Origin of the sequence: Terrabacter sp. RAF57 (genome assembly GCF_052113925.1) — a bacterium.
Taxonomy (GTDB): domain Bacteria; phylum Actinomycetota; class Actinomycetes; order Actinomycetales; family Dermatophilaceae; genus Terrabacter.
Genome location: NZ_JBFRDT010000004.1, coordinates 229,192 through 248,657, shown reverse-complemented (window position 1 = coordinate 248,657; position 19,466 = coordinate 229,192). Strand labels below are relative to the sequence as shown.

Sequence of the window (19,466 nt, the reverse complement as noted above, 5' to 3'; positions counted from 1 at the left end):
CACGTCAGGACGACGTGTCGAGGAGGTGCTCGACGAGCGGGATCGTGCGGTGGTCGAGGCGCGTGGCGAGCGAGATGACGGTCGAGGCCCGCGTCACGTGCGCGTCGTCGACGACGCGGTCGATGACCCGTTGGAGGTCGGCGTTGTCGCGACCGACGATGCGGATGAGCACGTCACCGGAGCCGGTGATCGTGTGCGCCTCGAGCACCTCTGGGATGGCGGCGAGGTGGTCGACGACGGGGGAGTGCCCACCGCGACCCTGCCGGATCTCGAGGGTGCAGAACGCCGTCACCGGGTAGCCGATGGCGGCCGGGTCGACGTCCGGTGCCATCGAGCGGAGCACGCCGGTGCGCTGCAGCCGGTCCAGCCGGGCCTGTACGGTGCCGCGGGCCACGCCCAGCCGGCGAGAGGCGCCGAGCACGCCGATGCCCGGCTCGGTGAGCAGCAGGAGCAGGATGCGACAGTCGAGCGCGTCGACCGGTGCGCGCGCCGACGGTCCGGCTGCTGAGGTCATGGACAGAGTGTCCATCACCACACGGCATACGGGCAACACTTTGTGCACTGTGCTCAGCGGCGAAGGCTGCTGTTGCACACCTCGATGCTCTCGGTCACTCTCGCTCCATGACCGACACGATGCCGTCTCCGGCCGCCGACCTCACCGACCAGGAGCGCGAGGCCGACCTCGACCTCGACCAGCTCAAGCAGCTCGTCGGTCTCGTCGAGTACGACGAGAACACCGATGTCTTCCCCGTCACCGGATGGGACGCGATCGTCTTCGTCGCCGGCAACGCCACGCAGAGCGCGCACTACTACCAGAGCGCCTGGGGCATGGAGCTCGTCGCCTACTCGGGGCCCGAGAACGGCAACCGCGACCACAAGGCGTTCGTCCTCAAGAGCGGCTCGATCCGCTTCGTCATCAAGGGCGCCGTCGACCCGGACAGCCCCCTCGCCGACCACCACCGCCGCCACGGCGACGGCGTCGTCGACATCGCCCTCGAGGTGCCCGACGTCGACAAGTGCGTGGCCCAGGCCGTCAAGGCCGGTGCGACGGTCCTCGAGCAGCCCACCGACCACACCGACGAGCACGGCACGGTGCGCACCGCCGCCATCGCAACCTACGGCGAGACCCGCCACACCCTCGTCCAGCGCGCCGTGAACGGGCAGACGTATGCCGGCCCGTACCTTCCCGGCTACGTCCCGAGCGCGTCGTCGATCGTCCGCCGCGAGGGCCAGCCCAAGCGTCTCTTCCAGGCCCTCGACCACATCGTCGGCAACGTCGAGCTCGGCCACATGGACGAGTGGGTCTCCTTCTACAACCGCGTCATGGGCTTCGTGAACATGGCCGAGTTCATCGGTGACGACATCGCCACCGACTACTCCGCGCTCATGAGCAAGGTCGTGGCCAACGGCAACCACCGCGTCAAGTTCCCGCTCAACGAGCCGGCCATCGCGAAGAAGAAGAGCCAGATCGACGAGTACCTCGAGTTCTACCGCGGCGCCGGCGCGCAGCACCTCGCCGTCGCGACGAACGACATCCTCGCCTCGGTGGACGCCCTGCGCGCCAACGGTGTCGAGTTCCTCGACACCCCTGACTCGTACTACGAGGACGCCGAGCTGCGCGAGCGCATCGGCAACGTCCGGGTGCCGATCGAGGAGCTGCAGAAGCGCAAGATCCTCGTCGACCGCGACGAGGACGGCTACCTCCTGCAGATCTTCACCAAGCCGCTCGGCGACCGCCCGACGGTCTTCTTCGAGCTCATCGAGCGGCACGGTTCGCTCGGGTTCGGCAAGGGCAACTTCAAGGCACTCTTCGAGGCCATCGAGCGCGAGCAGGACAAGCGCGGCAACCTCTGAGCCGCACCGACGTGACCCTCGGCCCCGGTCCGGTCCCTGCCTTCGGGCGGGAACGGGCCGGGGCCGAGGCGCACCCGCCACCAGTCGGGGCGCCGCTGGTCTGGGAACGCCGATGCCGTGGCACAGTTGGGGCATGAGCCAGCAGCCCTCCGGGTGGTACGACGACCCCAGCAACACCGACATGCTCCGTTACTGGGACGGCGTGTCGTGGACCAACCACACCGCCCCGAAGAAGTCGCCGACCATCGCGCAGAGCACCATCGGCCTGCCGCACCAGAGCCCGCAGAGCCCGCAGGGACAGGTCCCGCCGGACCGCACCGGCGTCCCGACGCCGACGACACCGATGCCGCAGGGCAGCGGCTGGCAGACCCAATCACCGGCGCAGCAGAGCTACTACCAGCAGGCCCCCGCCAACACGCAGTGGATGCACAACATCAAGACGACCGCCGACGGGGTGCCCCTCGCCCCGTGGGGCAAGCGTTTTGCGGCGTGGGTCGTCGACGGGCTCATCCTCGCCGTCGTCGGCGGGATCATCTCGTGGTTCGCGACGCCTCGACTGTCCGAGCTCTTCTCCCAGATGGTGACGGCCGCCCAGGCCGGCGACCAGGCGCGCCTCGTCGAGATCCAGAACGAGCTCACCGGACCCGCAGTGCAGTTCTCGCTCTTCCTGTGGCTCGTGGCGACGGCCTATTGCCTCGTGTTCTGGACGACGATCGCGCAGACGCCGGGCAAGATGGCGCTCGGCATCAGCGTCCGCCGTGCCGCCGAGCCCGGCCCGCTGCCCCTCGGTACCGCCGTCATGCGTCGGCTCGTCCCGCTGGCCGGTCAGTTCGTCCCGTTCCTGTCCCTGCTCGACGGCCTCTGGCCGCTGTGGGACGACAAGCGCCAGGCACTGCACGACAAGGTCGCGAGCACCCAGGTCGTCGAGGGGAAGCAGCCGCGCAAGCAGGGCTGACGCCCTGACGGCTCGGCCGGCGGCACAACTCCCTTGCGCCGTCGTCGGTGGTCGGCGCGACAATGGAAACTGCGCGGGTAGTCCCGCGCCCACGGCGCCGATGCCGTCGCGCACCCCTCGTCCCCCGGAGTCATCGTGTCTGCTCCCAGCGCCACCAGCCAGCCCAGCTACCCCGACAAGATCGATGGGCCGGTCCTCAAGATCGCCGGCGTCGTCGTGCTCGGGGCGATCATGTCGATCCTCGACATCACCGTCGTCAACATCGCCCTGCCGACCTTCCAGACGGTCTTCGCCGAGAGCCCCGAGCAGCCGTTGCCCTACTCCACCGTCGCGTGGACGGTGACGGCCTACACCCTCGCGCTCGCGACGGTCATCCCGCTCACGGGCTGGGCCGCCGACCGGTTCGGCACGAAGCGGCTCTACGTCCTCGCCGTCGCGCTCTTCACCTCCGGCTCGGCCCTGTGTGCCACCGCCGGGTCGATCGAGTTCCTCATCGGCTTCCGCGTGCTGCAGGGACTCGGCGGGGGCATGCTCATGCCGCTCGGCATGACGATCATGACGCGCGCCGCCGGTCCGGCCCGGATGGGCCGGCTCATGGCGATCCTCGGTGTCCCGATGCTGCTCGGCCCGATCTTCGGACCCATCCTCGGTGGCTGGCTCATCGAGGTCGCGAGCTGGCACTGGATCTTCCTCATCAACGTGCCGATCGGCATCGTCGCCGTGCTCTACGCCCTGTGGGCCCTGCCCTCCGACGCGCCTGAGCCGTCCGAGTCCTTCGACGTCGTCGGCATGCTGCTCATGTCGCCCGGCCTGGCGCTCTTCCTCTACGGCATCAGCTCGATCCCCGGCGAGGGCACGATCATCTCCACGAAGGTGCTCGTCCCGCTCTGCAGCGGGCTCGTCATGCTCGTCACCTTCGTCTTCTACAGCTTCCGGCCCGAGCACCCGCTGCTCGACCTGCGGCTCTTCCGCAACCGCCGCCTGAGCGTCGCGACGATCACGATGTTCCTCTTCGCCGCGGCCTTCTTCGGTGGCCTGCTGCTCGTGCCGACCTACCTCCAGCAGGTGCGGGGACTCGACACGCTCCACGCGGCGTTCCTCATGGTGCCCCAGGGCCTCGGCGCGATGGTGACGATGCCGATCGCCGGCGCCCTCTCGGACCGCATCCCGGTGGGCCGCATCGTGCCCTTCGGGCTGCTGGCCATCACGGGCGGGATGTTCGCGCTGACACAGGTGGGTGTCGACACCCCGTACTGGGGCTTCATGGTCCCGGTGCTCTTCGTCATGGGTCTCGGCATGGGCGGCACGATGATGCCGCTCATGACCTCGGCGCTCAAGACCCTGCAGAGCCACCAGGTCGCGCGCGGCTCGACGCTGCTCAACATCACCCAGCAGATCGCGAGCTCGGTCGGTGTCGCCGTCATCTCCGTGGTCTTCACGAACTACCTCAGTGCCTCGGCGCTGGCCGGCCCGGCCATCGCGGCGCTGCACGACCCGACCCTCGTCGACGACGTCGGCGGGCCGGCCGCGGTGCAACAGGGCCTGGCCGAGGCCGCCGACGCGTTCGGCGCCACCTTCCTCGTCGCTGCGATCCTCGTGGCGCTGACGCTGATCCCGGCGTCGTTCCTGCCCCGCAAGCACGAGGAGTCGCACTTCCTCGACGACCAGGCCGAGGCGGCGCCGGTCGTCATCCACTGAGGCCGGCCCCCAGAGCCCTCAGCGGGCGGGTCGTATGGTGCCGGTGACCTCGCCGAGGCCGATGCGCGAGCCGTCCGGTCCCGGCGCCCAGGCCGTCATGGTGACCGTGTCGCCGTCCTCGAGGAAGCCGCGGGTCGTGCCGTCGGCGAGCATCAGCGGCTCCGTGCCGTTCCACGTCAGCTCGAGCAGGCTGCCCCGGGTGTCGCGCGTCGGGCCGCTGATCGTGCCCGAGCCGAAGAGGTCGCCGTCACGCAGGGAGGCGCCGTTGACGGTGAGGTGCGCGAGCATCTGTGCCGGCGACCAGTACATCCCGGCGTGCTCGGGGCGCGAGACGAGCGTGCCGTTGAGGCTGACCTCGACGTGCACGTCGAGACCGAAGGCGTCACCGCGCAGATACGGCAGCACCTCCGGATCCGACTGTCCCGGAAGAGGAACGCGGGCCGCGGTCAACGCCTCGAGCGGGGTGACCCACGCCGAGACCGACGTGGCGAAGGACTTGCCGAGGAACGGGCCCAGCGGGACGTACTCCCAGGCCTGGATGTCGCGAGCGCTCCAGTCGTTGAGGACGACCACGCCGAAGAGGTGGTCGGGCGCGTCGTCGACCGAGACCCGTGACCCGAGAGTGGTCGCGCCGCCGACGACGTAGCCGAGCTCCGCCTCGATGTCGAGGCGGATGCTCGGGCCGAAGACGGGCGCGGGGTCGTTCGGGCCCTTGCGTTGGCCTGTCGGGCGGACGACGTCGGTGCCCGACACGACGACGGTGCCGGCGCGGCCGTGGTAGCCGATGGGCAGGTGCTTCCAGTTGGGTGGGAGCGCGGCGTTGTCCGGGCGGAAGATCTGGCCGACGTTGCTCGCGTGGTCCTCGCTCGCATAGAAGTCGACGTAGTCGGCGACCTCGACGGGCAGGTGGAGCGTGACCTCCTCCACGGGGTGCAGGTGCGGCGAGACGCCGTCGCGGTGCACCTCGTCGCGGAGCACCTCGGTCAGCCACTCCCGGGCGACGGTCCACGCCGGGCGGCCGAGGGCGAGGAAGGCGTTGAGGCTCGGCGTCTGCCAGGCCGTCGCGAGATCGGGTCCGTCACCCACGAGCCCGGCATCGCGGCCGATCGCCGCCACGGCTCCGGCATCGAGCACGAGGTCACCGATGCGCACCCCGACGCGCCGGTCCGGGTCGCCGGCCGTGCTGAAGACGCCGTAGGGGAGGGTGTCGATGCCGAACGGGTGGTCGGCGGGGACGTCGAGCCAGGTGCTCGGCCGGGTGGACGGCGTCATGCGTGGGACTCCTCGGTGGTGATCAGCCCGAGTGCCTCGAGCTCGGTCAGGGGGTCGAGCACGCCGCAGCAGCCGTAGGCGGTGAAGCTCTCGCGGACCTGCTCAGCGTCCCCCGTGGACAGGCTCGAGACAGCGGTGACGAGCACCTCGGCGTGGTGACGAGCGAGGATGCCGGCCAGGTCGTGCGCCTCGGCACCGCCCAGCGCCTCGTGCGTCGCGAGCAGGACGTTGAGCAGCCCGTGCATCGGCTCGCCGCCGTGGATGCCCCGGACCGAGTGGTGCAGGCCTCCGGTCAGCTTGAACGGGAGGCCGTGCAGCACGACGGCGTCGAGGAAGCCGCCGAGCGTCGCCTCGTCGGGCCACGGCCACGTCGGGGTCGACCCGGTGCGGAACTTGGCCGTCACGTCGTGCTGCTCGTCGACGGCGGCAGCGATGTCGTCGAGGCCGCGAGCCTGGTCGTCCCCGAGGCCCACCTCGACGACGACAGGGATCCCGGCGTCGAGGACCTGCCGCCACTCGGGTGACCAGCCGAGCTCAGCCGCCGTGACGAGCACCCGCTCGTCGTCGCGCAGCGAGGCGAGGGCGTCGACGAGGGGCCGCGCCGGGCTGCCGGGGCGCACGACGAGGCTGACCTCGAGCGGTGCCTGGGCGGTGCGCGGGTCCGTGGCGGCAAAGGCTGCGAGCTCGCCCGCCGACGCGGCGGGGACGAGCAGCGGCCCGATGTGGACGGCATACGGACCCGTGCGTCGGTCGAGGTGCTCGCGCACGGCCTCGTCGAGCGGGGCCAGCCCTGGCGGGAAGACCGCGGCGTCGTCGACGAGGCGGTCGAAGAGGGGCGCGAACGGCGTCCTTGACATGACCGGGAGCGTACTCCACTGTTGCAATAGCGATACACAAGCGTCCGCTCATCGGACGCGCTCGACGGAGAGGCCCTCGCCCATGGCGCACTACCAGTCGGTCGGCAGCATCCCGCCCAAGCGGCACACCCAGCACCGCCGGCCCGGCACGGGGAGCGCCCCGGGCGAGCTCTACTACGAGGAGCTGATGGGCGAAGAGGGCTTCAGCTCCGACAGCTCGCTGCTCTACCACCGCAACATCCCGTCGACGACGGTCGGCTCCGCCGTCTGGGAGGTGCCTGACCAGTCGACGACGCCGAACCACCCGCTGACACCTCGGCACCTCAAGCTCCATGACCTCTTCGACGCCGCGTCCGTCGAGGGCACCGACGTCGTCACGGGTCGCCGCCTCGTCCTCGGCAACGGCGACGTGCGCATCTCGTATGCCGTCGCCGGCGCGCCGAGCCCGTGGTACCGCAACGGGATCGGCGACGAGTGCGTCTACGTCGAGCGCGGCCGGGCTCGCGTCGAGACGGTCTTCGGCGCCTTCGACGTCGCCGAGGGCGACTACGTCATCATCCCCAGGGCGACGACGCACCGATGGCTCCCCGAGGTCTCCGGCGACGAGCCGCTGCGGGCGTACTGCATCGAGGCGAACAGCCACATCGCGCCGCCCAAGCGCTACCTCAGCAAGTACGGCCAGCTCCTCGAGCACGCCCCCTACTGCGAGCGCGACCTGCGCCAGCCCGAAGGTCCGCTCCTCGCCGAGGACGTCGGCGCGAGCCCCGACGAGGAGACCGACGTCTACATCAAGCACCGCGGCAACGGCCCGGGTGGCGTCGTCGGCACGATCCACACGCTGCCCTTCCACCCGCTCGACGTCGTCGGCTGGGACGGCTGCCTCTACCCCTACGTCTTCAACGTGCGCGACTTCGAGCCGATCACCGGCCGCATCCACCAGCCGCCGCCCGTGCACCAGGTCTTCGAGGGCTGGAACTTCGTCATCTGCAACTTCGTGCCCCGCAAGGTCGACTACCACCCGCTCGCGATCCCCGTTCCCTACTACCACTCGAACGTCGACAGCGACGAGATCATGTTCTACGTCGACGGCGACTACGAGGCCCGCAAGGGATCGGGCATCGGCAAGGGGTCGGTCTCGGTGCACCCGGGCGGCCACCCGCACGGCCCGCAGCCCGGTGCGACCGAGGGCTCGATCGGCGTCGAGAGCTTCGACGAGCTCGCCGTCATGGTCGACACGTTCCGTCCGCTCGAGCTCGGCGAGGGCGGTGTGGCCGTCGACGACGGCCTCTACGCGATGTCGTGGTCCAAGGGGGCGGGCCGCGCGAGGACGCCCGGCGGCGCCCATTCCGAGGGCTGACCGCGTGCCCGGTCCGGCCGTCCCTCGAGGTGAGTCCTCCCAGACCCTCGACCGCGGCATCCGCGTCCTCGAGACGCTGGCGGGCACCGAGGGGTCGGCCGGTCTGACGATCACCGAGCTCGCGGCAGGCCTCGGTGTCGGACGGCCGGTCGTCTACCGCCTCGTGACGACGCTCGAGGACCACCACCTCGTCTCCCGGGCATCCGACGGGCGGGTGCGTCTCGCCCTGGGGATCAGTCGACTCGCCTCGGCCGTGACTCCCGTCGTGCGCAGCGAGGCCCGGCCCGTGCTGCGCGAGCTCGCCGACGCCGTGGGGGCGACGGCACACCTGACGATCGCCGAAGGGGACGAGGCCCTGGCGCTCGTCGTCGTCGAGCCGTCGTGGACCGACGTCCACGTCGCCTACCGCTCGGGCGCCCGGCACCGGCTCGACCAGGGCGCTGCGGGACGGGCGATCCTCGCGGGTCGGACGGGGGAGCGAGGTGTCGTCGGCACCGACGGGGAGCTGCAGGCGGGGGCGCACGGGCTCGCGGTGTCGCTGTCGACCCGCACCGACCCGGCCCCGGGTGGCGTCGAGGCCTCGGTCGGTGTCGTCTCGCTCGAGCCGCTCGACGTGCGCACCGTGGGTCCGCGGCTCGAGCACGCCGCCCGCGCCCTCCGAGCCGTCCTTCGCTGACCCCTCGCGCTCCTCCCGAAGATGAGTGCCCAACCGGGTCGAATGAGCGCGGATTCCCTTGCAACCCAACGTAGATGGGACGATGCACTCGCTCGAGCGGGGCGGGCGCAGTCAGCCGCCGACTCGTGGTGAGCCGAGCAGCCGGATGCCCTCCTCGCGCAGCTCTGCGAGCGCCGCGTCGGTCGTGGGCCGGGACACGCCCGCGGTGAGGTCGAGCAGCACCGTGGTCTCGAAGCCCTCACGCTGCGCGTCGGCCGCGGTGGCCCGCACGCAGTGGTCGGTGGCGATGCCGACGACGTCGACGCGGGAGACGCCGCGCTCGGTGAGCCATGCGGCAAGGGTGCTGTGCTGGTCGTCGACCGACCGTCCCTCGAATCCACTGTAGGCAGCGGCATGCTCGCCCTTGCGGAAGACCGCCTCGACGTGACCCAGGGCGCCGGCGAGCCTCGGGTGGAACTCGGCACCCTCGCTGCCCGCGACGCAGTGCACCGGCCACGAGTCGACGAAGTCGGGGGTCGACGAGAAGTGCGGACCGGGGTCGACGTGCCAGTCGGCCGTCACGACGACGTGGTCGTAGTCCGCGGCGTGCCGGCCCACGTGCTCGCTCACCTCGCGGGCGACGTCGGCGCCGCCGGTGACGGCGAGGGACCCGCCCTCGCAGAAGTCGTTCTGGACGTCGACGATGATCAGCGCCCGTGCGCCGTCGGTGTGCGTGGGTCCGGCCATGCCTCAGTCCTTCTCGTAGACGGTGGGGATCACGGGCTCGCCTCGCGACAGCTGGGCCGCCGCTCGGGGCAGCTCCGCGCGCGAGGCCTCGTGGCGGGCGCGGGCCTCGTGGATGTCCTGGTGGTCGACGACCTCGCCGGCGCGGACGAGGTCGATCATGAGCCGGCGGTCGTTGCCGTCGTCGCGCGGCTGCTCACCGATGCCGATGACCTCGGCCTGCGCGATCCCGTCGTCGCGAAGGCGCCGCATGGCCCACTTGCGGCCCCCGACCGACGTCTTGTCCTTGCTCTTCTTCTCGACGCCCTGCATCTGCCCGGACGCGTCCTCGCGCTGGACGAGCTTGTAGACCATGGATGCCGTGGGGGCCCCGGAGCCGGTCACGAGGGCCGTGCCGACGCCGTAGCCGCTGACGGGTCCGGCAGCCAGGCCCGCGATGGCGTACTCGTCCAGGTCGGAGGTGACGATGATCCGGGTGTCGGTGTTGCCCGCCGCGTCGAGCTGGGCGCGCACCTCGGTGGCCAGGATGAGCAGGTCGCCCGAGTCGAGCCGGACTGCCCCCAGCTCGGGCCCGGCGATCTCCATGGCGAGGGCGACGGCCGTCCGGACGTCGTAGGTGTCGACGAGGAGGGTCGTGCCCTTGCCGAGCGACTCGACCTGCGCGGTGAAGGCCTCCTTCTCCGAGTCGTAGAGGAGGGTGAAGGCGTGCGCGGCCGTGCCCGTCGTGGGCACGCCGTAGCGACGCCCGGCCTCGAGGTTGCTCGTCGCGTCGAACCCGGCGACGTAGGCCGCGCGAGCGGCAGCGACGGCCGACTCCTCGTGGGTGCGTCGTGAGCCCATCTCGATGCAGGGCCTGCCCATCGCGGCGGTCGTCATGCGCGAGGCAGCGGACGCGATCGCCGTGTCGTGGTTGAGGATCGAGAGCACGAGAGTCTCGAGGATGACGCCCTCGGCGAAGGTGGACTCGACGACGAGCACCGGTGACTGCGGGAAGTAGCACTCGCCCTCGGCGTAGCCGCTGACGTCCCCGGAGAAGCGGTAGTCGGCGAGCCAGTCGACGGTGGCCCGGTCGACGACCTTGCGGTCGGAGAGGAAGCGCAGCTCGTCGTCGCCGAAGCGGAACTGCTCGAGCGCCTCGAGCACCCGGCCCGTTCCCGCGATGACCCCGTAGCGGCGTCCGTCGGGCAGCCGGCGGGCGAACGCCTCGAAGACGCAGCGCCGGTGCGCCTCGCCCGAGGCGAGGGCGGCCTGGAGCATCGTCAGCTCGTAGTGGTCGGTCAGCAGCGCCGTGCTCGCGGCGCGAGGGCTCGTCGGGCTCACGTGCCCACCCTAGGTGTCGCGGCCCTCGCGGACCGTCTGCCCCGCGCCCTCGGTGGACCTAGGGTGGCCCTGTGACCGCAGCCACCCTCTCCCTCGCTCCCGTCGAGCAGGAGGTGACCTCCACGGACGAGGTCGTCGCACCCGACGTGCCGTGGGTGACGATCGTCTGGAACGACCCCGTCAACCTCATGACGTACGTGACGTGGGTCTTCGAGACCTACTTCGGCTACGCCCGGCCGAAGGCGGAGAAGCTGATGATGGACGTGCACGTCAAGGGCCGCGCCGTCGTCTCCAACGGCCCCCGCGAGTCGATGGAGCGCGACGCGGAGGCGCTGCAGGGCTACGGCCTCTGGGCCACGTTCGAGAAGGACAGCTGATGGCCCGCGCCTTCTTGCGCGAGAAGGACCACTACGTCGCGCTCCTCGAGTCCACCGAGCGCACGGTGCTCCTCGGCCTCATGCAGCAGACGCGCCTGCTGCTCTCGCCCGAGATCGAGCCGACCGGTGACGCGTTCGACGACCTCGTGGCGTCCATGGGCCTGTCGCTGAGCGCAGCCGACCAGCAGACCGACTCGGCGTCGCTCGACGACCGAGACCCGGCTCTCGACCGGCTCCTGCCGACGGCCCATCGCGGCGACGACGAGATCGCGGCCGAGTTCCGTCGCCTCACCGAGGAGGGCCTGCGCCAGCGCAAGAGCGGCAACCTCGACGTCGCGCTCGCGTGCGTCGACGGGGCCGTCGGCAACCGGGTCGTGCTCGACGAGTCGCAGGCGCCGGCCTTCCTCATGGCGCTCACCGACGTGCGCCTGCTGCTCGGGGAACGCATGGGCATGCGCACCGAGGAGGACGCCGAGGCGCTGCACGCCGCGATGGACGACATCGACGACGACGACCCGCTCGGCTACGCCATGGCGTGGTACGACTTCCTCACCTGGCTGCAGGAGACCCTCACCCACGCGCTCATGGGAACCGACCTGCGTGACGTCGTGGCGGCATACGACGACGACGACGTCGAGGACGACCTCGAGGAGGACGTCGACGACGACGAAGGCCGGCGCCCGGACGGCACGGTGTGACGCACGCGACGCCATGTCGCCGGGCCGGAGTCGGTGCCGGCACCTAGGCTCGTCACGTGGACGTCACGATCGTCGGGTGCTCGGGATCCTTCGCGGGTCCACGCTCGCCCGCCTCGTCCTACCTCGTCCGCACCGAGCACGAGGGTCGCACGTGGAGCATCGTGCTCGACCTCGGCAACGGCGCCCTCGGCGCCCTGCAGCGCCACATCGAGCCGTATGCGGTCGACGCGGTGCTGCTCAGCCACCTGCACGTCGACCACTGCATCGACATGTGCGGGCTCTACGTCATGATGCGCTACCTCCCCGGCGGACCCGGGCGCGCGACGATGCCGGTCTGGGGCCCCGCGGGCACCGGAGTGCACCTCGCCCGCGCCTACGGCGGTGGCGAGGCCGAGGGCGTCCTGTCCGTCTTCGACTTCCACGACCTGCGCCACCGCGAGCCGGTGACGGTCGGGCCGTTCACGATCACGCCGGTGCACGTCAACCACCCGGTCGAGGCCTATGGCTTCCGGGTCGAGGCCGACGGTCGTGTGCTCGCCTACACCGGCGACACCGACACGTGCGACCAGCTCGACGAGCTCATGACGGGTGCCGACCTCGTGCTCGCCGACTCGGCCTTCGTCGAGGGCCGCGACACGGTGCCCGACATCCACCTCTCGGGTCGGCGCGCCGCCGAGGCGGCCGTCCGGGCCGGGGGAGTGCGTCGCCTCATGCTGACCCACATCCCGGCCTGGAACGACGCCGAGGTGTGTCGGGCGGAGGCTGCCGCGGTGTGGCCGGGCTGCGTCGAGCTCGCCGAGCCGGACGCCACCTACCGCCTCTGACCGTTCCGGTTGCGGGTGACGGCCCCCGAAGCCGGGTATGGACCGTGACGGTGCGTCGCGCGCCCGGCAGTCGCCGGACGTCCGCCGACGACCGGAACGACCGAACCAAGGAGGCACCGTTGCAGCAGCGAACCATCGGATCGAGGAAGGTCAGCGCGATCGGTCTCGGCGGCATGCCGATGTCCATCGAGGGGCGGCCCGACGAGGACCGCTCGATCCGGACCATCCACGCCGCGCTCGACGCCGGCGTGACCCTCATCGACACGGCCGACGCCTACCACCGTGACGCCGGCGAGGTGGGCCACAACGAGTCCCTCATCGCCAAGGCGCTCTCGTCGTGGTCCGGCAGTGCGGCTGACGTCCTCGTTGCCACGAAGGGCGGCCACCTGCGCCCGGGGGACGGGTCCTGGACCCAGAACGGGCGCCCCGACCACCTCAAGGAGGCCGCCAAGGCCTCGCTCCAGCGGCTCGGCGGCGACGCCATCGGGCTCTACCAGTTCCACCGGCCCGACCCCGACGTGCCGTATGCCGAGTCCGTCGGTGCGCTCGTGGACCTGCTCGATGAGGGCGTCATCGAGATGGCCGGCATCTCCAACGCCGACCCGGCCCAGATCCGCGAGGCGCAGGACGTGCTCGGCGGCCGCCTCGTGTCGGTGCAGAACCAGTTCTCGCCGGCCGTCCGCAGCAGCCGCGCGGAGCTCGACCTGTGCGCCGAGCTCGGCATCGCCTTCCTGCCGTGGAGCCCGCTGGGCGGCATCAGCAGGGCTGGTGACCTCGGTAGCCGGCACGACGCGTTCGCGGAGGTGGCGAAGGCCCACGACGTGAGCCCGCAGCGGGTGGCCCTCGCATGGGAGCTGGCGCTCGCGCCGACCGTCGTGCCCATCCCGGGCGCCTCCCGTCCGGAGAGCATCCAGGACTCGGTGCAGGCCGTCGACCTCGAGCTGTCGGCCGACGAGGTCGAGCGACTCTCGGCCGAGACGCTCGACTGATCGGCCCGTCATCGCGCCGCGGGGACGGGTCCTTACGGTTCACGAACGAGCCGTCCGGGCCCGTCCCCGCACCCGCGATTGAGGCCTAGCGTGGAGTCATGGCTAGCCTCGTGGGCATGACTGACCGACATGACGGCCGTGCCCCCGACCAGACCCGAGAGGTGCGGATCACCCGCAACTGGCTCGACCACGCGGAGGGCAGCGTCCTCGTCGAGTTCGGGCGCACGCGCGTGCTGTGCGCGGCGTCCTTCACGGAGGGCGTCCCGCGCTGGCTCAAGGGCAAGGGCACCGGATGGGTCACCGCCGAGTACGCCATGCTGCCCCGCGCCACCAACACCCGTTCCGACCGCGAGAGCGTCAAGGGCCGCATCGGCGGCCGCACCCACGAGATCAGCCGCCTCATCGGGCGCAGCCTGCGCGCTGTCATCGACACGAAGGCCCTGGGCGAGAACACCATCGTCCTCGACTGCGACGTGCTGCAGGCCGACGGCGGCACCCGCACCGCCGCCATCACCGGCGCGTACGTGGCCCTGGCCGACGCCGTCGAGCACGCCCGCTCCCAGGGCCTCGTCGGCAAGAAGGCCCAGCCGCTGACCGGCTCGGTCGCAGCCGTCTCCGTCGGCATCGTCGAGGGCCGTGCCGTCCTCGACCTCGACTACCCCGAGGACTCGACCGCCGAGACCGACATGAACGTCGTCATGACCGGCGACGGCCGCTTCATCGAGGTCCAGGGCACTGCCGAGGGTGCGCCCTTCGACCGCGACCTGCTCGGCCAGCTGCTCGACCTCGCCACGAAGGGCTGCGCCGACCTCACCGAGCGGCAGCACGCCGCCCTGGCCGGGGAGGTTGCCCCGTGACGCAGGTCGTCCTCGCCACGCGCAACGCCCACAAGGTCGAGGAGCTGCGCGAGATCCTCGCCGACGTGAGCGCCGACCTCGGGCTCGAGATCGTCGGTCTCGACGGCTTCCCCGACGCGCCGGACGTCGTCGAGGACGGCGTCACGTTCGAGCAGAACGCCATCCTCAAGGCCGCGTCCGCGGCCCATGTGACGGGCCTGCCCGCCCTCGCCGACGACTCCGGCCTGGCCGTCGACGTGCTCGGCGGCTCGCCCGGCATCTTCAGCGCCCGCTGGTCGGGTGGGGGCGGGGACCGCGCCAACCTCGAGCTGCTCCTCGCACAGCTCGGCGACGTCCGGGACGAGCACCGCGCCGCCGCCTTCGTCTGTGCCGCTGCCATCGTGCTGCCGGACGGACGCTCGGCCGCGGAGCTCGGGCGCTTCCCCGGCACCGTGGGCCGCGAGCCGCGGGGCACCAACGGCTTCGGCTACGACCCGATCTTCCTGCCATCCGACCAGCCGGACGGCAACGAACGCACACTGGCGGAGTACGACGCCGACGAGAAGAACCACGTCTCGCACCGGGCGCTCGCCTTCCGTGCACTCGTGCCACACCTGAAGGAGCACCTGAGGCCATGACCACCACCAGCCCGGCAACCCGTCCCGAGACCGCCCCACAGCAGCCGGCCCGTCCGCTCTGGTGGGGCGCCGTCGACGGGCTGGTGGCCGGGCTGCTCACGGTCGGGCTGGCGACGCTCGCCGCAGCGCTGCTGACGGCCGTCGGCCAGTCCTCGGGCCAGCCGGCCCCCATCGCGGCGGTCAGCGGGGCCTTCATCGACCGGACGCCGCCGTGGCTCAAGGACTTCGCCATCGCGACCTTCGGCACCAACGACAAGCGGGCCCTGCTCGTCGGCACCGTCGTCGTGCTCGCCCTGGCGTGCGCCGCGGTCGGCGTGCTCGCGAGCCGCCACCTCGTCGCCGGCCTCGTCGTCTTCGCCGTCGTCGGGGTCGTCGGCGCGGCCGCGGTGCTCACCCGTCCGGGCGCCGGCCCGGCAGACGTCCTGCCCACGATCCTCGGCACCGCTGCCGGCATCTGGTTCCTCAGCCGCGCCTCGGCCCCCTCGTCCAGCTCGACGGGCGCTGCCGGTCCCGGCCGACGCTGGGTCATCGGGGGAGCGGTCGGCGCCGTCGCGGCATACGCCGGCAGCTACCTCGGGGGCGACTCGGCGGCCGCCACGGTCTCGCGCGACGCGCTCAAGAGCACGCCGCTCAAGGGCACGAAGCTCGCCATCCCCGCCGGCGCCGATCTCAAGGTGCCGGGTCTGACGCCGTACATCGTCCCGAACGCCGACTTCTACCGGATCGACACGGCGATCGTCGTGCCGCGCATCGACGCCAACGACTGGAAGCTCAAGGTCACCGGCATGGTCGACCGTGAGGTCGAGATCGACTGGAAGACGTTGCAGGGCAAGCAGATGCAGGAGGCGCTGGTCACCCTGACGTGCGTCTCCAACGAGGTCGGGGGCGACCTCATCGGCAACGCCGTCTGGACCGGCTGGCCCGTGCGCGAGCTCCTCGCGATGGCCGGCCCCAAGGCCGGTGCCGACATGGTGCTCCAGACGAGCACCGACGGCTTCACCGCCTCGACCCCGCTCGGCGCGCTCACCGACGACCGCAACGCCCTGCTCGCGATCCGGATGAACGGCGAGCCGCTGCCCTTCGAGCACGGCTTCCCCGTGCGTGTCGTCGTGCCGGGCCTCTACGGCTTCGTCTCGGCGACGAAGTGGGTCACCGAGCTCAAGGTGACGACGTATGCCGCCGACGTGGCCTACTGGACGCCGCGTGGCTGGTCGGCGACCGGACCGATCAAGACGGCCTCGCGCATCGACGTCCCCAAGGCCGGGGCGAGCGTCAAGGCCGGCACGGTCGCCGTCGCAGGGGTCGCGTGGGCGCAGCACACCGGCATCTCCAAGGTCGAGGTGCAGGTCGACCAGCAGCCCTGGACCGAGGCTCGCCTCGCCGCCGACGCGAGCATCGACACGTGGCGCCAGTGGGTCTACGAGTGGGACGCGACGCCGGGCAGCCACGACATCCGCGTGCGCGCCTACGACGCCAAGGGGCAGGTGCAGTCGCCGCTCGAGGAGCCGCCCGCACCCGACGGCGCCACCGGCATCCACGCCGTCAACGTCAGGGTGGAGTGACGCCGGGGGTCCCCGAGCCGACGACGGCCTCGGCCTCGATCTCGACGAGCAGGTCGGGATCGATGAGGGCGGTCACCTGGACCATCGTCGCGGCCGGCCGCACGTCGGCGAAGACCTCGCCGTGCGCGCGACCCACCGACTCCCAGTCACGGATGTCGGTGACGAACATCCGGGTCCGCACGACGTCCGAGGGCGAGGCCCCGCACTCCGCGAGCGCCTCGACGACGATCTCGAGCGCGACCTTCGCCTGCGTGTACGCGTCGCCGGGCGCGACGACCCGGCCCTCGCGGATCGCCGTGGTCCCCGCCACGTGCACGGTGTCCCCGACGCGGACGGCCCGCGAGTAGCCGACGACGCCCTCCCACGGACCGCCCGTGCCGATGTTGCGCCTCATGAGCGCAGGCTAGTCCTGACCGGTGAGCGTGCGGGTGGGCTCGACAGGGACGCGGCCGGCAGGAGGAACCAGTGCCGGGCCACGCAGAGGATCCGTGCATGCTCGACGGGCCCGTCGGTGCTCTCGAGCACCGCGCGCTCCGTCACCTCGGCGAGGGCTCCGCACTCCGGGCACGTCGTCGTGTCGAGCGCGGCCCCGACCGATGCGTTCGTCCTGTCCATGACGCACCTCCTCGTCCGTGGGTCATGGGAGACGGAGCGCGGACGGCGGCTCCTGATACCCGGGCGACGCCAACTACAGTGGGGGCCGCGCACCCCGCGAGCGGACGTGGTGGAACTGGTAGACACGCAGGATTTAGGTTCCTGTGCCCTAGGTGTGCGGGTTCGAGTCCCGCCGTCCGCACCAGCCGGACCGACCTCGTGTCCGGAACGGGTACGAGCCCCGCAGACATGACGACGAAGGAGCAGATCGTGACCGCACGACTCGAGCCCGGCGAGCAGGCGCCTGCCTTCAGCCTCACCGACGACACCGGCCAGACCGTCAGCCTCGCCGACTTCGCGGGCCGCAAGGTCATCGTCTACTTCTACCCGGCCGCCATGACGCCGGGCTGCACCAAGCAGGCGTGCGACTTCAGCGAGTCGCTGGACTCGCTGAAGAAGGACGGCTACGAGGTGGTCGGCATCTCCAAGGACACGCCGGCCAAGCTGGCGAAGTTCCGCGAGCGCGACCACCTCACCATCCCGCTGCTCAGCGACGAGGACCTCGCGGTCCACACGGCATACGGCGCCTGGGGTGAGAAGAAGCTCTACGGCAAGACCGTCGAGGGCGTCATCCGGTCGACGTTCGTCGTCGACGAGGAGGGCAAGGTCAGCCACGCGTTCTACAACGTCAAGGCGACCGGCCACGTCGCCAAGCTCCGTCGCGACCTCGGCATCGCCGACTAGAGTCGCAACCGTCCCCCGAAAGGAAGCCAGATGAGCGACACCGTACGGATCGAGCAGGACATCCAGGCCGCCCGCGCGCGCCTCGAGGGCACCGTCAACGAGCTGGCCTACCGTGCCCAGCCGCAGGTCATCGCCCAGCGTCAGGTGCAGGGCCTCAGGCTGCGCCTCGCCGCGGCCACCCACACCGAGGACGGCGAGCTGCGTATCGAGCGCATCGGCGCCGTCGTGGCGGCAGCCGTCGTCGTCGTGGTCGCCGTCGGCTTCCTGCGTCGCCGGCGCTGATCCGGCCGGCCGGCCCACCCACTGCCGTGGCCAGGAAGGATGCTGCCGCAGCGGCGGCCCGACTGCCCGTCCGGATGCTGCACGACCGCGTCCTCGTCTCCCTCGAGAACGAGGGCGAGCGGCGCTCCGGCGGCGGCATCCTCATCCCCGCGACCGCGTCGGTGGGCAAGCGCCTCGCGTGGGGCGAGGTCGTCGCCACCGGCGCCAACGTGCGCCAGGTCGAGCTGGGCGACCGCGTCCTCTTCGACCCCGAGGACCGCGGCGAGGTCGAGCTGCACGGCAGGGACTACGTCCTGCTCCGCGAGCGCGACATCCACGCCGTCGCGGCGCGACGCGTCGAGGACGGCCAGACCGGCCTCTACCTCTGAGGCTCGCTCCGTCGGTCGGGCGTCGGTCGGGCGTCAGTCGGGGCGCAGCCCGAGCTTGCGCAGCAGTCCCGGACCGGGCCACACCGGCTTGCTCGGCAGCGGCCACTTCTTCGCGTCCTTCTGGTTGAGCATGACGTACTTGTCGAAGCAGACCTGCTGCGACACCGGTCCGTAGAGGTCGGAGGCCTCGCTCATCCACACCTTCTGGTGGGAGGCGCGGTAGTCGGCGGGCATCGAGTCCCACAGCGCCTTGTTGAAGCGCCGGACCGAGGGGTTGCGCTTGCCCGGCCGGATCGCCTCGTCGTCGACGGCACCGCCACTTCCGGCCAGCGCGGTCTGGCCCGCGCCCAGCCCGGGGATCGCGGTGCCCGCGAAGTCGGCCGACCAGCCTCGGTAGGTGATGCCCCAGGCCTTCGTGATCACGTCGATGTCGACCTCGCCGACCTTGCCCTTGGCGGGCCAGTCCGTCGAACGGACCCGGCCTGCGCCGACGGACAGGGCGATGTGGCCGTGCTTGCCGCCCGCCCAGTAGACGGGGGCGCCCGCAGGGGCGTCGGTACCACCGCGGCGCTGCGCCGCGCGTGCCCAGGCGGCGTTGGCGTCGGCCAGCCCGAAGGTGTGCGGAGCGGCGATGCAGTTCCACACGAAGTTGCAGCACATCCCGACCGGAAGGTACGTCGTGAAGGCGCGCGCCTTGCCGACGCTCGCTCCCGGCCCGCGAACGGTGACGCCGCGGTCGCCGCCGCCCGGCGGTGGGGGCTCCTCGGTCCACGGCAGGTCGGGCATGACCTCCCGCTCGCCCTGGTCGCCTCGGTCCAGCTCGTCGTCCCAGCCGCTCATCG

23 protein-coding genes and 1 tRNA gene are annotated in these 19,466 nt (G+C 71.5%); 16 read left to right on the top strand and 8 right to left on the bottom strand.

Annotation, left to right across the window (positions count from 1 at the left end):
* Nucleotides 1-4: 4 nt before the first annotated feature.
* Nucleotides 5-514, bottom strand: coding sequence for an Lrp/AsnC family transcriptional regulator (locus tag AB4Y83_RS08350; protein ID WP_442275624.1), 510 nt, complete (start codon nt 512-514; stop codon nt 5-7).
* A gap of 107 nt (nt 515-621) precedes the next feature.
* Here AB4Y83_RS08350 and hppD point away from each other — a divergent pair, with 107 nt between their 5' ends.
* From hppD to AB4Y83_RS08335, 3 genes are all read left to right on the top strand, one after another.
* Nucleotides 622-1,854, top strand: a complete 1,233-nt coding sequence (gene hppD / locus AB4Y83_RS08345) for a 4-hydroxyphenylpyruvate dioxygenase (RefSeq protein ID WP_442296534.1) — start codon at nt 622-624, stop codon at nt 1,852-1,854.
* Between the two features lie 133 nt (nt 1,855-1,987).
* Nucleotides 1,988-2,809: an RDD family protein gene (locus tag AB4Y83_RS08340; RefSeq protein WP_056827129.1), complete on the top strand. Its 822-nt coding sequence runs from the start codon at nt 1,988-1,990 to the stop codon at nt 2,807-2,809.
* 135 nt (nt 2,810-2,944) lie between these two features.
* A complete protein-coding gene (locus AB4Y83_RS08335; RefSeq protein WP_442296533.1) occupies nt 2,945-4,507 on the top strand; it encodes a DHA2 family efflux MFS transporter permease subunit in 1,563 nt (520 codons plus the stop codon).
* Nucleotides 4,508-4,525: 18 nt separating this feature from the next.
* Here AB4Y83_RS08335 and fahA read toward each other — a convergent pair whose 3' ends face one another.
* Entirely contained in the window at nt 4,526-5,779 is a 1,254-nt protein-coding gene (gene fahA, locus AB4Y83_RS08330; RefSeq protein ID WP_442296532.1) for a fumarylacetoacetase, read from the bottom strand.
* Nucleotides 5,776-6,636 (bottom strand): hypothetical protein, encoded by an 861-nt coding sequence (locus AB4Y83_RS08325; RefSeq protein WP_442296531.1) that lies wholly within the window; start codon nt 6,634-6,636, stop codon nt 5,776-5,778. The genes fahA and AB4Y83_RS08325 overlap by 4 nt, the downstream gene beginning before the upstream one ends.
* An 82-nt stretch (nt 6,637-6,718) precedes the next feature.
* Here AB4Y83_RS08325 and AB4Y83_RS08320 point away from each other — a divergent pair, with 82 nt between their 5' ends.
* A complete protein-coding gene (locus AB4Y83_RS08320) occupies nt 6,719-7,993 on the top strand; it encodes a homogentisate 1,2-dioxygenase (RefSeq protein ID WP_442275620.1) in 1,275 nt (424 codons plus the stop codon).
* 4 nt (nt 7,994-7,997) lie between these two features.
* Nucleotides 7,998-8,669 (top strand): IclR family transcriptional regulator, encoded by a 672-nt coding sequence (locus AB4Y83_RS08315; RefSeq protein ID WP_442275619.1) that lies wholly within the window; start codon nt 7,998-8,000, stop codon nt 8,667-8,669.
* 111 nt (nt 8,670-8,780) lie between these two features.
* Here AB4Y83_RS08315 and AB4Y83_RS08310 read toward each other — a convergent pair whose 3' ends face one another.
* Nucleotides 8,781-9,395 (bottom strand): isochorismatase family protein, encoded by a 615-nt coding sequence (locus tag AB4Y83_RS08310; RefSeq protein ID WP_442275618.1) that lies wholly within the window; start codon nt 9,393-9,395, stop codon nt 8,781-8,783.
* Nucleotides 9,396-9,398: 3 nt separating this feature from the next.
* Nucleotides 9,399-10,712 (bottom strand): nicotinate phosphoribosyltransferase, encoded by a 1,314-nt coding sequence (locus tag AB4Y83_RS08305; protein WP_442296530.1) that lies wholly within the window; start codon nt 10,710-10,712, stop codon nt 9,399-9,401.
* Between the two features lie 71 nt (nt 10,713-10,783).
* Between AB4Y83_RS08305 and clpS the strand changes: the two genes are divergently transcribed.
* From clpS to AB4Y83_RS08270, 7 genes are all read left to right on the top strand, one after another.
* Nucleotides 10,784-11,089 carry an ATP-dependent Clp protease adapter ClpS gene (gene clpS / locus AB4Y83_RS08300; RefSeq protein ID WP_056759470.1) on the top strand — a complete coding sequence of 102 codons (306 nt, stop codon included), beginning with the start codon at nt 10,784-10,786 and terminating at the stop codon, nt 11,087-11,089.
* Nucleotides 11,089-11,787 (top strand): DUF2017 domain-containing protein, encoded by a 699-nt coding sequence (locus AB4Y83_RS08295; protein ID WP_442296529.1) that lies wholly within the window; start codon nt 11,089-11,091, stop codon nt 11,785-11,787. The genes clpS and AB4Y83_RS08295 overlap by 1 nt, the downstream gene beginning before the upstream one ends.
* Nucleotides 11,788-11,843: 56 nt before the next feature.
* Nucleotides 11,844-12,611, top strand: a complete 768-nt coding sequence (locus tag AB4Y83_RS08290; protein ID WP_056775830.1) for an MBL fold metallo-hydrolase — start codon at nt 11,844-11,846, stop codon at nt 12,609-12,611.
* 119 nt (nt 12,612-12,730) lie between these two features.
* The gene (locus AB4Y83_RS08285) at nt 12,731-13,600 is read left to right on the top strand and encodes an aldo/keto reductase (RefSeq protein WP_442296528.1); all 870 of its coding nucleotides are present in this window, start codon (nt 12,731-12,733) and stop codon (nt 13,598-13,600) included.
* Between the two features lie 116 nt (nt 13,601-13,716).
* Nucleotides 13,717-14,457, top strand: coding sequence for a ribonuclease PH (rph, locus tag AB4Y83_RS08280; protein ID WP_442296527.1), 741 nt, complete (start codon nt 13,717-13,719; stop codon nt 14,455-14,457).
* Nucleotides 14,454-15,074: an RdgB/HAM1 family non-canonical purine NTP pyrophosphatase gene (gene rdgB / locus AB4Y83_RS08275; RefSeq protein ID WP_442296526.1), complete on the top strand. Its 621-nt coding sequence runs from the start codon at nt 14,454-14,456 to the stop codon at nt 15,072-15,074. The genes rph and rdgB overlap by 4 nt, the downstream gene beginning before the upstream one ends.
* Entirely contained in the window at nt 15,071-16,636 is a 1,566-nt protein-coding gene (locus AB4Y83_RS08270) for a molybdopterin-dependent oxidoreductase (RefSeq protein WP_442296525.1), read from the top strand. The genes rdgB and AB4Y83_RS08270 overlap by 4 nt, the downstream gene beginning before the upstream one ends.
* Here the strand turns inward: AB4Y83_RS08270 and AB4Y83_RS08265 are convergent.
* Nucleotides 16,623-17,030 carry a RidA family protein gene (locus AB4Y83_RS08265; RefSeq protein WP_442296524.1) on the bottom strand — a complete coding sequence of 136 codons (408 nt, stop codon included), beginning with the start codon at nt 17,028-17,030 and terminating at the stop codon, nt 16,623-16,625. The genes AB4Y83_RS08270 and AB4Y83_RS08265 overlap by 14 nt on opposite strands.
* Nucleotides 17,027-17,251, bottom strand: a complete 225-nt coding sequence (locus AB4Y83_RS08260; protein ID WP_442275610.1) for a hypothetical protein — start codon at nt 17,249-17,251, stop codon at nt 17,027-17,029. Before AB4Y83_RS08260 ends, AB4Y83_RS08265 begins: the two co-directional genes overlap by 4 nt.
* A gap of 100 nt (nt 17,252-17,351) precedes the next feature.
* On the opposite strand from AB4Y83_RS08260, the gene AB4Y83_RS08255 reads away from it, so the two are divergent.
* The 4 genes from AB4Y83_RS08255 (at nt 17,352) to AB4Y83_RS08240 (ending at nt 18,624) form a co-directional block, all read left to right on the top strand.
* Nucleotides 17,352-17,435: transfer RNA gene (locus AB4Y83_RS08255), tRNA-Leu, on the top strand.
* Nucleotides 17,436-17,500: 65 nt separating this feature from the next.
* Entirely contained in the window at nt 17,501-17,974 is a 474-nt protein-coding gene (gene bcp / locus AB4Y83_RS08250) for a thioredoxin-dependent thiol peroxidase (RefSeq protein WP_442275609.1), read from the top strand.
* A gap of 30 nt (nt 17,975-18,004) precedes the next feature.
* Nucleotides 18,005-18,256 carry a DUF3618 domain-containing protein gene (locus tag AB4Y83_RS08245; RefSeq protein ID WP_442275608.1) on the top strand — a complete coding sequence of 84 codons (252 nt, stop codon included), beginning with the start codon at nt 18,005-18,007 and terminating at the stop codon, nt 18,254-18,256.
* A gap of 74 nt (nt 18,257-18,330) precedes the next feature.
* The gene (locus AB4Y83_RS08240) at nt 18,331-18,624 is read left to right on the top strand and encodes a GroES family chaperonin (RefSeq protein WP_056827140.1); all 294 of its coding nucleotides are present in this window, start codon (nt 18,331-18,333) and stop codon (nt 18,622-18,624) included.
* A 33-nt stretch (nt 18,625-18,657) separates the two neighbouring features.
* Here the strand turns inward: AB4Y83_RS08240 and AB4Y83_RS08235 are convergent, their stop codons facing one another.
* Entirely contained in the window at nt 18,658-19,464 is an 807-nt protein-coding gene (locus tag AB4Y83_RS08235) for a hypothetical protein (RefSeq protein WP_442296523.1), read from the bottom strand.
* Between the last annotated feature and the right edge of the window lie 2 nt (nt 19,465-19,466).

What these genes read in the sequence shown, in the direction of transcription:
- AB4Y83_RS08325 (WP_442296531.1), bottom strand. Translation starts at nt 6,636, where the DNA reads ATGTCAAGGACGCCGTTCGCGCCCCTCTTCGACCGCCTCGTCGACGAC.
- AB4Y83_RS08235 (WP_442296523.1), bottom strand. Translation starts at nt 19,464, where the DNA reads ATGAGCGGCTGGGACGACGAGCTGGACCGAGGCGACCAGGGCGAGCGG.
- rph (WP_442296527.1), top strand. Translation starts at nt 13,717, where the DNA reads ATGACTGACCGACATGACGGCCGTGCCCCCGACCAGACCCGAGAGGTG.
- AB4Y83_RS08260 (WP_442275610.1), bottom strand. Translation starts at nt 17,251, where the DNA reads ATGGACAGGACGAACGCATCGGTCGGGGCCGCGCTCGACACGACGACG.
- fahA (WP_442296532.1), bottom strand. Translation starts at nt 5,779, where the DNA reads ATGACGCCGTCCACCCGGCCGAGCACCTGGCTCGACGTCCCCGCCGAC.
- AB4Y83_RS08295 (WP_442296529.1), top strand. Translation starts at nt 11,089, where the DNA reads ATGGCCCGCGCCTTCTTGCGCGAGAAGGACCACTACGTCGCGCTCCTC.
- AB4Y83_RS08240 (WP_056827140.1), top strand. Translation starts at nt 18,331, where the DNA reads ATGCTGCACGACCGCGTCCTCGTCTCCCTCGAGAACGAGGGCGAGCGG.
- AB4Y83_RS08320 (WP_442275620.1), top strand. Translation starts at nt 6,719, where the DNA reads ATGGCGCACTACCAGTCGGTCGGCAGCATCCCGCCCAAGCGGCACACC.
- AB4Y83_RS08245 (WP_442275608.1), top strand. Translation starts at nt 18,005, where the DNA reads ATGAGCGACACCGTACGGATCGAGCAGGACATCCAGGCCGCCCGCGCG.
- AB4Y83_RS08350 (WP_442275624.1), bottom strand. Translation starts at nt 514, where the DNA reads ATGACCTCAGCAGCCGGACCGTCGGCGCGCGCACCGGTCGACGCGCTC.
- hppD (WP_442296534.1), top strand. Translation starts at nt 622, where the DNA reads ATGACCGACACGATGCCGTCTCCGGCCGCCGACCTCACCGACCAGGAG.
- AB4Y83_RS08340 (WP_056827129.1), top strand. Translation starts at nt 1,988, where the DNA reads ATGAGCCAGCAGCCCTCCGGGTGGTACGACGACCCCAGCAACACCGAC.
- AB4Y83_RS08270 (WP_442296525.1), top strand. Translation starts at nt 15,071, where the DNA reads ATGACCACCACCAGCCCGGCAACCCGTCCCGAGACCGCCCCACAGCAG.
- AB4Y83_RS08265 (WP_442296524.1), bottom strand. Translation starts at nt 17,030, where the DNA reads ATGAGGCGCAACATCGGCACGGGCGGTCCGTGGGAGGGCGTCGTCGGC.
- AB4Y83_RS08310 (WP_442275618.1), bottom strand. Translation starts at nt 9,395, where the DNA reads ATGGCCGGACCCACGCACACCGACGGCGCACGGGCGCTGATCATCGTC.